This is a genomic window from Allorhizobium sp. nf9_anc, from assembly GCF_056323085.1.
This window is the reverse complement of record NZ_CM150481.1, coordinates 1,427,820-1,439,664: the sequence shown is the minus strand read 5'-3', so window position 1 is coordinate 1,439,664 and position 11,845 is coordinate 1,427,820. Positions and strand designations below refer to the sequence as shown.

The following is an 11,845-nucleotide window of genomic DNA, read 5'->3' as shown; positions in this document are numbered from 1 at the left end:
TGGCAGATACGCCTCCCGATATAGAGTTGACAGTTACGGTCATCTTATGATGTTCAGCTTGTAACGGCCCCGCGAGCACCTAAATCCATCGCTAACGCCGGCAGCCGGCACAGCCCCCGTCAAAGGCAGGACATCAGATGACGCACCGCACAGAAACCGACACTTTCGGCCCGATCGAAGTCGCCTCGGACCGCTATTGGGGCGCCCAGGCTCAGCGATCGCTCGGCAACTTCAAGATCGGCTGGGAGAAGCAGCCTCTGCCGGTGGTGCGCGCGCTCGGCATCGTCAAGCAGGCAGCCGCTCGCGCCAATATGGCGCTTGGCAAACTCGATCCGAAAATCGGCGATGTCATCGTTGCGGCCGCCCAGGAAGTTATTGACGGCAAGCTGAACAACCACTTCCCCCTCGTTGTCTGGCAAACCGGATCCGGCACGCAGTCAAACATGAACGCCAATGAGGTGATCTCCAACCGCGCCATCGAGATGCTGGGCGGAGAAATGGGTTCAAAGAAGCCCGTCCACCCCAATGACCACATCAACATGAGCCAGTCGTCGAACGACACCTATCCAACGGCCATGCATATCGCGGCTGCCGAGCATGTCGTCCACCACCTGCTGCCGGCCCTGAAACACCTGCACGCGGCCCTGGACGCCAAGTCGAAATCCTTTGCCCACATCATCAAGATCGGCCGCACCCACACCCAGGATGCAACGCCGCTGACGCTTGGCCAGGAATTCGGCGGTTACGCCGCTCAGGTCGCCTCTTCGATCAAGCGGATCGAACTCACCCTTCCGGGTCTCTATGAACTCGCCCAGGGCGGCACCGCAGTCGGGACAGGGCTCAATGCCCCAATCGGCTTTGCGGAGAAGGTGGCGGCAGAAATCGCCGAGATCACCGGCCTGCCCTTCATCACGGCCCCGAACAAGTTCGAGGCGCTTGCAGCACACGACGCGATGGTCTTTGCCCACGGCGCGATCAATGCGGCTGCAGCAGCGCTCTTCAAGATTGCCAACGACATCCGCTTCCTGGGCTCCGGCCCCCGCGCCGGTCTCGGCGAACTGGCGCTGCCGGAAAACGAACCGGGCTCCTCGATCATGCCGGGCAAGGTCAACCCGACACAGTCGGAAGCCCTGACCCAGGTCTGCGCCCACATCTTCGGCAACCAGGCCGCGATCACCTTTGCCGGCAGCCAGGGCCATTTCGAGCTCAACGTCTTCAATCCGATGATGGCCTACAACTTCCTGCAATCGGTGCAGCTTTTGGGCGACGCCGCCGTCTCCTTCACCGACAATTGCGTCGTCGGCATCGAGGCTCGCGAGGACAATATCCGCAAGGGCGTCGAGAATTCGCTGATGCTGGTGACGGCGCTCAACAGCCGCCTGGGCTACGACACCTGCGCCAAGATTGCCAAGACCGCGCACAAGAACGGCACCACCTTGCGTGAAGAGGCCGTCGGTGGCGGCTATCTGACCAACGAGGAGTTCGACCAGTTCGTGCGCCCGGAACTGATGATCGGCCCACAGTAAAGGCCAAGCGGCGCGGAGGATTCCGCGCCGTCAATTCTTGCCCGCCTAGCGCAGCAACATCTCAAGGCCGGTGCGGCGGATGTCCTTCGCCCGGAAGAGCGCCATGTCCGCCTGATGCAACAGGTCGGCCATGGCCTCGTTTTTGCGGCGAATGGCAAGCCCGAACGTCACGCGCAGTCGACCACGCGCCAGGGAGCCAACTTCGAGTTCGAGCACAGCGCGCCGGATCGCCTCGCAGCTGGCATGGACGGCAGACAGTTCATCGCCTGCAAAGAGCAGCACGAATGTCGTATTGGACATGCGTGCCGCCACCGGCCGTGGTGAGAAATGCTGGCGAACCAGATCGCCCACAGCCACCAGCGCCCGGTCGGACGTTTCCTGGTCCAACCCCGAAAGCGGGGCACCAATCGCCTCCAGTTCGAAGACGGCGACCACGATGTCCGCCGTACCACCGATCTGCCGCGCCAGAGGTCCAAGCTGCACACCATAGGCGGCGCTGCCATTCAACAGGCCCGTCAGTGGGTCGAGAGCCGGCTGTCCCTCGACGCGTTCGGCAAGCGCCGAGATCTCGCCGACCATGCCGCAGACGGCCCGCGTCACGACCGCAATCTCGTCATCACCATGCTTGTTGAGGTTCTCCTCCGCAAAAGCGGCCCCGGTGCGATACCGACTGATAGCCATCGCCAGATTGCGCAGCGGCAACGTCAACCACCACATCGTCGCCAGGCAGGCTGCGGTTCCCACCAGCGTGGCCCCAAGCACGACGAGCCCTATCGTCAACATATCCGATTGCGTGGCCGTGCCGAAATTGATCAGCAGTGCAATCAGGGGAACATGGATGCAGACGAAGCTGACGAGGAATATCTTGGCGATGATCGAGCGATACCACTTCGCTCGGTTGGCGTAGTCCATGGGCATTCCTTGCACTTCTCCGTGTTTGACAGGCCCGTCGAAGGGCATGCGATCAGGCCTTTCACAGAAGGCCACCTGTCCTGTCAACGCGCAGCTTAAGGCTTTCGCCGCATTGAAATGTTAAGCCCTTCCCCGTAAACCACCGGAATTTCCAGCTTACGTCGCGAAAGGCCCCGTGATGGCAGACGATCTGTTCCCAATTGGCGAAGACCTGACTCCCTATCGCAAGATCACGTCCGACTATGTCTCCATCGAGACCTTCAAGGGTCAGGAGATCCTGACGGTCGAACCTGAAGGCTTGCGCCTTCTCGCCGAAACCGCACTCTCGGATATCAACCACCTCCTGCGCCCCGGCCATCTGAAGCAGCTCGCCTCGATCCTCGAAGACCCCGAGGCCACCGACAATGACCGCTTCGTCGCCTTCGACCTCCTGAAGAATGCCAACATCGCCGCCGGCGGCATCTTGCCGATGTGCCAGGACACCGGCACCGCAATCGTCATGGGCAAGAAGGGCCGCCGCGTCTGGACCGACGGACAGGACTACGCGGCATTGGCCGAGGGCGTGCGTGACGCCTATGAGCGTCGCAATCTGCGCTACTCGCAGCTCGCCCCGATCAAGATGTTCGAGGAAAAGAACACCAAGACCAACCTGCCGGCCCAGATCGACCTCTATGAGGAGGGCGAGGACGCCTACAAGTTCCTCTTCATGGCGAAGGGTGGCGGCTCGGCCAACAAGACCTTCCTCTATCAGGGCACGCCATCGCTTCTGACCCATGACCGGATGATCGACTTCCTCAAGGAGAAGATCCTCACCTTGGGTACGGCAGCCTGTCCCCCCTACCATCTGGCGATCGTCATCGGCGGCCTCTCCGCCGAGATGACGCTGAAGACCGTCAAGCTCGCCTCTGCGCGCTATCTCGACGATCTGCCGACCGAAGGCTCGGAGAGCGGCCACGCCTTCCGCGACATCGAAATGGAAAAGGAAATCCACAAGCTGACCCAGTCGATGGGCGTCGGCGCGCAGTTCGGCGGCAAGTATTTCTGTCACGACGTGCGTGTCATCCGCCTGCCCCGCCACGGCGCGTCGCTGCCGATCGGCCTCGGCGTCAGCTGTTCCGCCGACCGCCAGGCAAAGGGCAAGATCACCCGAGACGGCATCTATATCGAGCAGCTGGAGACAGATCCGTCGAAATACATGCCCGAGATCGACGACACGGCCCTTTCCTCGTCGGTCGTCAAGATCGACCTGAACCAGCCGATGAGCGCGATCCTGGCGGAACTGACCAAACACCCGGTCAAGACGCGCCTGTCGCTCACGGGCACGATCATCGTCGCGCGCGACCTCGCCCATTCGAAGATCCGCGATCGCCTGGAAAAGGGCGAAGGCATGCCCGAATACATGAAGAACCATCCGGTCTATTACGCCGGTCCCGCCAAGACCCCGACCGGCTACGCCTCCGGCTCCTTCGGCCCGACGACTGCCGGCCGCATGGACAGCTACGTCGATCAGTTCCAGTCCTTCGGCGGCTCGATGGTCATGCTTGCCAAGGGCAACCGGTCGCGCGCCGTGCGTGAGGCCTGCAAGACCCATGGCGGCTTCTATCTCGGCTCGATCGGTGGCCCGGCTGCCCGTCTGGCACAGGACTGCATCAAGAAGGTCGAGGTCCTGGAATACCCCGAACTCGGTATGGAAGCGGTCTGGAAGATCGAGGTCGAAGACTTCCCCGCCTTCATCGTCACCGACGACAAGGGCAATGATTTCTTCCAGGAATTCAACCTCGGCTGAGTTTTCTTGCAGCCAAACGAACTGCCGTTGCGGAAGGCATTTTCCGCGACGGCGATCATTCCTTATTTCGCAGATACTTATCGAAAAAGAGCGATTGCCGCTCATTTCGCACCGACAAATTGTCGTTGCGCGAACATTAAACATTTTCCAATCATTTGCCTGTAATTTTTCTTATGGCCTTTGAAGGCCTTGACTGAGCGACCACTGGAGTTGGCCGAATGAGCACGGCGACACCGCCGAAGACGCAGGCACCTGACGTCGCGGCACAGATCACCTACGCGATGCGCTCGATGGGGGTTGCCCCAATCCCGCGCAATTACGAGCTGTTCTACGAAGCCTTCATCGGCTCCAATCCATCTCTCACCCGGGAACTGGCAGCGCTCGGCAGCCGTGCGACGCAAGATGAGCTGGATGCCGTCGGCGAACAGTATTTTGCCGCCCACCAGTCCAAAGCCATCGAAAATGTCCACAGCAAGCTGATTGGCGAACTGGACGGGCTGCTGCGACTTCTGCAGCAGGAGCAGAACTCCCTGCAGAGCTACAACCGCCTGCTGGGCGAAACCTATCACCGGATCAATTCGAAGAGCACCAACAGCGCCGACATCCTGCGCAGCGCCATCAACATCCTGACCGAAGCCACCGGCTCCACCATGGCCCATGGCGAGGAGACGGTCGTTCAGATGTCGCAGCGCTCCCAGGAAATGGACGAGGTTCGCCGCGAACTCGACGAATACAAGCGGATCGCCAATACGGATTCGCTGACCCGCATCGCCAATCGGCGCGCCTTCGACGAAAAGCTTGCAACGATCTACACCAGCGGCACCAAGCCGCTTGCTGCCCTCGTTCTGGCCGACATCGACAATTTCAAGAAGGTCAACGACGCCTACGGTCATCCCGTCGGCGACAAGATCCTGGCAACGGTCGCAACCGTGATCCGCGCCAATGTCCGCAAGGACAGCTTCGTTGCACGGACGGGCGGTGAAGAGTTTGCCATCATCATCGAAGGCAACACGGCGGACGAGATCTACCAGACCTGCGAACGCGTCCGCATTGCGCTCGAGACGACGCCGTTCAAGAACTCCAAGACCGGCGTGAATTACGGGCCGATTACCATCTCGCTGGGCTTTGCCATGGCACCCGACGCCGAAGACGCGGGTGAACTCTATGCCAAGTCGGACATCGCGCTCTACTGCGCCAAGAATGCCGGCCGCAATCGCACCAAGCCCTATGAAGACGGGATGAAAAAGGACTTCAACAAGAGCTGGCTGATCTACAAGCGCTGAACCGGCGCGGTTACCACATGGTCTTGGCGGCCCGTTCGGGCCATTCCCGGTCATAAGTCTCGCGGTCGAAATCCTCTTTCGCTGCCTTCAGCATCTCGCCGGGAGTAGGCAACGAATCGGCCGCGATCTGCTTCTCGACAACCCACAACTCCGCCCGCATGACGGCCCGCGCACATTGGAAATAGGCTTCGTCGATCGTGATCAAGATGACGCTGCGCGGGTGACGGCCGTCCATCTCGAAGCTTTGCAGAAGATCAGGCGCTACCGACACAACGGCGCGACCGTTGATGCGCATCACACTGTTTGAGCCGGGAATGAGAAACATCAGGGCAACGCGCGGATCACGCACGATGTTCATGAGCGAATCGACCCGGTTGTTGCCGCGCCACTCCGGCAAAGCGAGCGTCTGCTCGTCTTCGATCCGGACCACCGTCCCGCGATCACCGCGCGGCGAGCAGTCCAGCCCCTCCGGCCCGACGGTCGCAAGGGCGACAAAGGGAGACATGTCGATCATCCGACGATAGGCCGGCGTCAGAGATCGCGTCACCTTGGCGGTCGACGCTTCACTCACCGCGCCATAAATCGCCGTCAACTCGTCCACGGATGTGATGATCGTCATTGCCGCACTCCCTCTTTCCGGTTCTGAACACTATCCAGCGTCCGGGGTTAGGCAAGGGCGATGACGCTTCTATGACACCCGGCGATCAACCTGGGCTGACGCATCCGCCCCAGCGAGGAAGGACGCGACCGCCGCGATCACCTCGGGTGCACTGACAATCCGCCGGTGGCCGTGGCCATTGGCCCAGAGATGCCGGACATGCGGCGAAACGCCGATATAGCGTTGAGCGTGACCGACATTGACCTCCTTGTCGTCCTCGGCATGAACCACCAGCAAGGGCCGATCGATGCGCCGCGCGACGCTAACGCCATCCAGATCCTCGACCTGCGCCCCGACCAGTTCCATCGCCCGATTGCGCATTGCGCCGACGCTGCCGCGCCCAAGGCCGACCATGGAGGCGAAGCCGTTGAACACCTCTCCCATGCTCGACGGCGAGCCGATTAGGGCAATTCGATCGGCCTGCAGCGGCTTCAGTTCCGGAAAGACAGAGCCTGCGGCCATCATCACGGCCGCACCGCCAAAGGAGTGACCGAGCACACCGTCGAAACGGCCAAAATGACGCTCGGCAGCCACGATGGCCTCAGCGGCAATCTTGAGATCAAGCCGCCGCCCGCTGGACGCTCCATGACCTGGCAGATCGAGAACCACAACTTCCGCACCCGTTTGGCGAAGGCCGAGGGCCAGATCAGAGAGATACTCGGCACGCGATCCCCAGCCATGCACCACCAGGATCAGGTGCCCATTCTTGCCCACGGTCTCTGTCGGCAGGAGATGGGCGGCCGCCATCCCGCGCGACAGCGCGAGCCGCACCGTCTGCGCCTGCCGCAACCGATTGCGCCCCACCATGAAGACCTGTTTCGCCTTTGCGCCCTTCGGTCGTCGGCTCGGCGTTCGACAGAAAAGCTCGAAGGCGATGCGCCCGGCAAGGGCCGGCGACGCCTTCTCCAGCTGCGCGAAAGCCAGGCGGGTGACCTTGAGAGGAAAGGATGGCATAGTCAGAATCCCATCGAATGTTCAATGCTGAACAATAAAGTACAAGAATGAACAAAAAGCAAGCCTTCCCCTGGGACCATCCCCGTTTTCGCAGCTGGATCTCGGTCGCTCGTGCCTGCCAGCTGATGCAGCAGGCCCTGGGCCGTGCTCTGGTACCGCTCGACATCAAGCCGCCGCATCTCGATATTCTGGTCAATCTCTATCGGTTCGAAGGGATTTCGCAGCAGGAGCTTGCCCGCAAATTGCTCGTCGGTCGATCCAATATGAGCATGCTGCTGCCCCAGATGGAGAAGCGTGGACTGCTCGAGCGGCGTCCAGATCCAAAGGACAAGCGCATCCTCAGGCTCTCCCTGACGGACGAAGGACGAGCGCTCAGCGAAAAAGCGATGCGTATTCAGACGGATCTGATCGAGCGCACCTTGTCGGCGACGCCGATCGAGGACTGCCAGCGTCTCGCAGACAACATGGATCTGTTGATCCAGCGCATGCTGTCATCGGATGAAATGGGGGACCTGGAAGTCAGCGAGGATCGCGGCTGAGCCGCTTTTCGGCAAGTTCAGCCTCGTAGGCGGCGAATTTTTCATCTCCGCTCTCGCCAAGCTCCCGCAGATAAAGCCAGGTGAAGATGCCGGTGTCGTGACCGTCATCGAAGCCGATGCGAACGGCATAATTGCCCGTCGGCGTCATCTGGCGAATGCCGACATTGCGCTTGCCGGGCACCGTGACCTTCTGACCGGGTCCATGTCCCTGGACCTCCGCCGATGGCGAAAGCACACGCAGCATTTCCGCCGGAAGCGAGGCGACGACGCCGTCGTTGAAGGTCACCGTCAGCAGACGGCGATCTTTGGACACCTTCAATTCGCTCGGCCAGATCTCACTCATGGGGCACTCGTCTCTTCCGTTTGGCTGCAGCAGACCTAGGGCGATCACGGTCTGTTTGCAATCCAATTTCAAGTCGACAGTCGATGTCAGCTTGACGCTTCAAGGGCTTGACCCCACATTGGATGAAACGAACAGGAGGAACCTGTTGGACCATACCCCCGCCAATTGGCGCAATGCCGAGCCGCTCGTGGACCGAGCCGCACCGATGATCGACCCCTTCGGGCGGGCCGTCACTTATCTGCGCGTCTCCGTTACGGATCGATGCGATTTTCGCTGCACCTATTGCATGGCGGAGAACATGACCTTCCTGCCGAAGAAGGATCTTCTGACGCTGGAAGAACTCGACCGGCTCTGTTCCGCCTTCATCGCCAAGGGCGTTCGTAAGCTGCGCCTCACCGGCGGCGAACCCCTGGTCCGCAAGAACATCATGCATCTCGTGCGCGGCCTGTCGCGCCACATCGGAAGCGGGCTTGACGAACTGACGCTTACGACCAATGGCTCGCAGCTTGCCCGGAATGCGGCCGAACTCGCCGACTGCGGTGTGCGCCGCATCAACGTGTCCATCGACACGCTCGATCCAGTGAAGTTCAAGACGATCACCCGCTGGGGCGAGCTCGACAAGGTCATGGAAGGCATCCGCGCCGCCCAAGCCGCGGGCATCCATGTGAAGCTGAACGCCGTCGCGCTGAAGGATTTCAACGAGCACGAGATCCCGGAACTCATGCGTTTCGCTCATGGCGAGGGCATGGACTTGACGCTGATCGAAACCATGCCGATGGGCGAGACGGACGAGGACCGGACGGACCAGTACTTGCCGCTGTCACTGGTTCGCCAGCGGCTGGAAGAGCAGTTTACCCTGGACGACATCCCCTATCGCACCGGTGGGCCGGCCCGTTACGTGGAAGTGCGCGAAACCGGTGGCCGCCTTGGCTTCATCACGCCCCTCACCCACAATTTCTGTGAGAGCTGCAACCGCGTGCGTCTGACCTGCACGGGTACGCTTTATATGTGCCTCGGCCAGGACGATGCCGCCGACCTGCGCACGGCACTTCGCGCATCCGATGACGATGCCTATCTTTCAGCGGCCATCGACGAAGCCATTTCGCGCAAGCCAAAGGGCCACGACTTCATAATCGATCGCAACCATCGCAAGCCGGCTGTTGCCCGCCACATGAGCGTGACCGGCGGCTGATCGCCGCCGGTAGCTTCGTGGCGATTATGCCGAACGCCGATAGGCCTGCGTCTCGCTGCGCTGGGTGTCGGTGCGGAACCGCGAGATCTTGTTCATCAGGATATCGACGCGCTGGCGAAGTCCCTGGATCTCGGCATTGTTCTCCTCGACCATGGCCGCATTCTGCTGCGTGATCAGCTCGACGTCGCGCACGGCAGATGTCACTTCGCTGATGCCGGTCGACTGCTCGCGGGTCGCTGCGGAGATGCGTTCGACCAGCGCCTGAACCTCCTCGACCTGATCGATGATCGACTGCAGAGCAACGCCGGTGTTTTCGACAAGCTCGACACCCGACTTGACCTGACCGCCACTGACGGAGATGAGAGTCTTGATCTCCTTGGCCGCATTGGCACAGCGCTGGGCGAGATCACGGACTTCCTGAGCAACCACCGCAAAGCCACGACCGGCCTCACCGGCGCGTGCGGCCTCGACACCCGCATTGAGTGCGAGAAGGTTCGTCTGGAAGGCGATCTCGTCGATCACGCCGATAATGGTCGAGATCTTCTCCGAGGAGCGGCTGATCTCGGCCATGGCCTCGACGGCCCTTCTGACCACCACACCAGACTGCCGCGCATGATCTCGCGCCGACTGGACGGACTGAGCGGTGCGCCCGGCTCCATCCGCCGTCGAGCGAACGACATCGCTCAAGTGTGAGAGCGCACGCACGCTCTCCTCAAGTGCCGCCGCCTGCTGTTCGGTGCGGCGTGCCAGATCGTCAGCGGAAACCGCAAGGTTTTCGGTCCCGGCATTGATGTCGACGCTGGCCGCGCGAACCTCTTCGAGCGTTGCACGCAGTGCCTCGACCGCCTGATTGTAGGTCGATGCCATGGCAACGAAATCGGCCGGCAGGTCGTCACGCATGGAGACGTTGAGCTGGCCGTTTGCGAACGCTTCGAGCACCGAGGACAAGGCCTCCAGCGCAGAGCGCTGATCGGCCTCGACGCGGGCTCGCTCCTGGGCGCGCTGCGCGCCCTCCTGCTCGGACCGCGAACGCGCCGCCTCTGCCTCTTCCTCAAGACGCCGGTTTTCCAAAGCGGCATCGCGGAAGACAGTTACCGAGCGCACCATGTCGCCAATCTCGTCGCCGCGATTGCGGCCCTCGATCGGCACCGAGAGATCGCCGCTGGCGAGCCTCGACATAACGCCGGTGATGCGCTTCAGCGGCGCCCGCAGCGTTTCGACCAGCATCAGGCCGCCGATGATCGCAAGCAGCGTGCCCACCACCATGGTGATGACCGAAATCGTGGCGGAACGCTCGCTGTCCTCGCGGCCGATTTCCTGGGCCTGGCTGACGAAATTACGCAGCGATCCCATCGCGGAAGAGACAGCCGCATTGGCGGCCAGTCGCTTGTCCTGCCAGTCGCGACCGGCATCGAGACGGGCCTGCGAGTTTTCCGTGATCGACGCCAGATGCGGCACGATCTTCTGCGGGAAATCACGCAGGGCACTGTTCTTGGCGCCGAGCTCGGAGATGCGGGCCGCAACCGTCTGCAGCGCCTCCACCTCACCGACGACCACGGCACGGCTCTGATCGTCCAGCGTCCCCAGCATCTGCTGGACGCGGAGTTCAATCGTCGCAATGGTGAGTGAAGCGCTGTCGACGAGCGTCATCAATTCCTTCTGCTCGGCCACGAGCTTGTCGAGGTTGACGAAGCGATCGGCAGCGACATCGCTGTTCTTGGCAGCCTGCAAGGTGATCTTCTGTTCGATCTCGACCAGTTCGGCGAGCACGCGACCGAGGTCCTGCGCCCTGACATCGTCTGGCGCCGACTGACCGAGGATCGTTTCGATCTTGGCAATGGCAGCCCCAACTTCACCGACCAGAACCTTGCCCTTGTCGGAAGCAATTTCGTTGGCTTTCGCCAGATCCTTCCGCATCGGTCCGAGATAGAGTTTCGTCTCGGCAAGCTGCTCTTCAGGCGTAAAGGCCAACTGCACGCCAACGCGCAGTTTACCGAGCCGATCGAGCAAAGACTTGAAGGCCGAGGCATCGAACAGCAGCTCCTTGGCGAAGCGCTCCTTACCGGCGAGATCGTCGCGGACAAAATCGACCTGTTTGACGATCTGCTGGCTCTCCGCCTGCAAGCCAGCGACGGCGGCGGTCAGGCCGGCATCCAGCTCATCGCGGGTCGTCTTGCTGGCCCAGAGAGCCCCCGTCTGGTCGCGCATCGCTGCCGGCAATCCGGTCAAGGCCGACAGATCGCCTGATTGTGCCTGCTTCGCCAGCACACCATTGAGTACGTTAAGACCCTTCTTCTGGCCGTCAATCGCGGCAAGAAGAGCCTGCCTGCTTGCACCGGTTGGATCGAGGCTGAATTCCTGCAGGCCCTGCTGCAGTGTTTCCAGGTCGCTGATATTGCCGATGGTGGCACGGGTAACGGTCATATGGCCGTTGAGAGTGGTGGCAGTCCAATAGCCCAGAAGGCCGACACCGGCCATGAGCAGAACGAGAGGAACAACGAAAAGCAATACCTTGGTGACGATCCTGCGACTTTGCAGGAGGCGATCAATAAAACTCATAAGACCCTCGGAGAGGTCGATGTCCTGCGAGATCATCGCGCAGGGTCGAAGGAACGGAACCACCTCATGCAGCGCCGGATCAGAGCTTGTCGA

The 11,845-nt window shown here is 61.3% G+C and carries 10 protein-coding genes; 5 read left to right on the top strand and 5 right to left on the bottom strand.

Annotation, left to right across the window (positions count from 1 at the left end):
• Positions 1–137 precede the first annotated feature (137 nt).
• A complete protein-coding gene (gene fumC / locus AC02Y0_RS06810; RefSeq protein ID WP_476383202.1) occupies positions 138–1,526 on the top strand; it encodes a class II fumarate hydratase in 1,389 nt (462 codons plus the stop codon).
• A 45-nt stretch (positions 1,527–1,571) separates the two neighbouring features.
• On the opposite strand, the gene AC02Y0_RS06805 is transcribed toward fumC, so the two are convergent.
• Entirely contained in the window at positions 1,572–2,438 is an 867-nt protein-coding gene (locus AC02Y0_RS06805) for a GGDEF domain-containing protein (RefSeq protein WP_476383201.1), read from the bottom strand.
• A 178-nt stretch (positions 2,439–2,616) separates the two neighbouring features.
• Here AC02Y0_RS06805 and AC02Y0_RS06800 point away from each other — a divergent pair, with 178 nt between their 5' ends.
• Positions 2,617–4,224: a fumarate hydratase gene (locus AC02Y0_RS06800; protein ID WP_444558363.1), complete on the top strand. Its 1,608-nt coding sequence runs from the start codon at positions 2,617–2,619 to the stop codon at positions 4,222–4,224.
• Positions 4,225–4,442: 218 nt separating this feature from the next.
• Complete coding sequence (locus AC02Y0_RS06795; RefSeq protein WP_102020284.1) at positions 4,443–5,507, top strand: GGDEF domain-containing protein; 1,065 nt, start codon at positions 4,443–4,445, stop codon at positions 5,505–5,507.
• A gap of 10 nt (positions 5,508–5,517) precedes the next feature.
• On the opposite strand, the gene AC02Y0_RS06790 is transcribed toward AC02Y0_RS06795, so the two are convergent.
• A complete protein-coding gene (locus AC02Y0_RS06790) occupies positions 5,518–6,126 on the bottom strand; it encodes a pyridoxamine 5'-phosphate oxidase family protein (RefSeq protein WP_476383199.1) in 609 nt (202 codons plus the stop codon).
• Positions 6,127–6,195: 69 nt separating this feature from the next.
• Entirely contained in the window at positions 6,196–7,119 is a 924-nt protein-coding gene (locus tag AC02Y0_RS06785) for an alpha/beta hydrolase (RefSeq protein ID WP_476383198.1), read from the bottom strand.
• A 47-nt stretch (positions 7,120–7,166) separates the two neighbouring features.
• Here AC02Y0_RS06785 and AC02Y0_RS06780 point away from each other — a divergent pair, with 47 nt between their 5' ends.
• Positions 7,167–7,658, top strand: a complete 492-nt coding sequence (locus tag AC02Y0_RS06780) for a MarR family winged helix-turn-helix transcriptional regulator (RefSeq protein ID WP_102020287.1) — start codon at positions 7,167–7,169, stop codon at positions 7,656–7,658.
• Here AC02Y0_RS06780 and AC02Y0_RS06775 read toward each other — a convergent pair.
• Entirely contained in the window at positions 7,639–8,001 is a 363-nt protein-coding gene (locus tag AC02Y0_RS06775; protein WP_444558359.1) for a gamma-butyrobetaine hydroxylase-like domain-containing protein, read from the bottom strand. The genes AC02Y0_RS06780 and AC02Y0_RS06775 overlap by 20 nt on opposite strands.
• A 205-nt stretch (positions 8,002–8,206) precedes the next feature.
• Here AC02Y0_RS06775 and moaA point away from each other — a divergent pair, with 205 nt between their 5' ends.
• Positions 8,207–9,193 carry a GTP 3',8-cyclase MoaA gene (gene moaA, locus AC02Y0_RS06770; RefSeq protein WP_476383978.1) on the top strand — a complete coding sequence of 329 codons (987 nt, stop codon included), beginning with the start codon at positions 8,207–8,209 and terminating at the stop codon, positions 9,191–9,193.
• Positions 9,194–9,217: 24 nt separating this feature from the next.
• Here the strand turns inward: moaA and AC02Y0_RS06765 are convergent, their stop codons facing one another.
• Positions 9,218–11,752, bottom strand: coding sequence for a methyl-accepting chemotaxis protein (locus AC02Y0_RS06765; RefSeq protein WP_476383197.1), 2,535 nt, complete (start codon positions 11,750–11,752; stop codon positions 9,218–9,220).
• Positions 11,753–11,845 lie beyond the last annotated feature (93 nt).

What these genes read in the sequence shown, in the direction of transcription:
- AC02Y0_RS06790 (WP_476383199.1), bottom strand. Translation starts at nt 6,126, where the DNA reads ATGACGATCATCACATCCGTGGACGAGTTGACGGCGATTTATGGCGCG.
- AC02Y0_RS06795 (WP_102020284.1), top strand. Translation starts at nt 4,443, where the DNA reads ATGAGCACGGCGACACCGCCGAAGACGCAGGCACCTGACGTCGCGGCA.
- moaA (WP_476383978.1), top strand. Translation starts at nt 8,207, where the DNA reads ATGATCGACCCCTTCGGGCGGGCCGTCACTTATCTGCGCGTCTCCGTT.
- AC02Y0_RS06785 (WP_476383198.1), bottom strand. Translation starts at nt 7,119, where the DNA reads ATGCCATCCTTTCCTCTCAAGGTCACCCGCCTGGCTTTCGCGCAGCTG.
- AC02Y0_RS06800 (WP_444558363.1), top strand. Translation starts at nt 2,617, where the DNA reads ATGGCAGACGATCTGTTCCCAATTGGCGAAGACCTGACTCCCTATCGC.
- AC02Y0_RS06775 (WP_444558359.1), bottom strand. Translation starts at nt 8,001, where the DNA reads ATGAGTGAGATCTGGCCGAGCGAATTGAAGGTGTCCAAAGATCGCCGT.
- AC02Y0_RS06765 (WP_476383197.1), bottom strand. Translation starts at nt 11,752, where the DNA reads ATGAGTTTTATTGATCGCCTCCTGCAAAGTCGCAGGATCGTCACCAAG.
- AC02Y0_RS06780 (WP_102020287.1), top strand. Translation starts at nt 7,167, where the DNA reads ATGAACAAAAAGCAAGCCTTCCCCTGGGACCATCCCCGTTTTCGCAGC.
- fumC (WP_476383202.1), top strand. Translation starts at nt 138, where the DNA reads ATGACGCACCGCACAGAAACCGACACTTTCGGCCCGATCGAAGTCGCC.
- AC02Y0_RS06805 (WP_476383201.1), bottom strand. Translation starts at nt 2,438, where the DNA reads ATGGACTACGCCAACCGAGCGAAGTGGTATCGCTCGATCATCGCCAAG.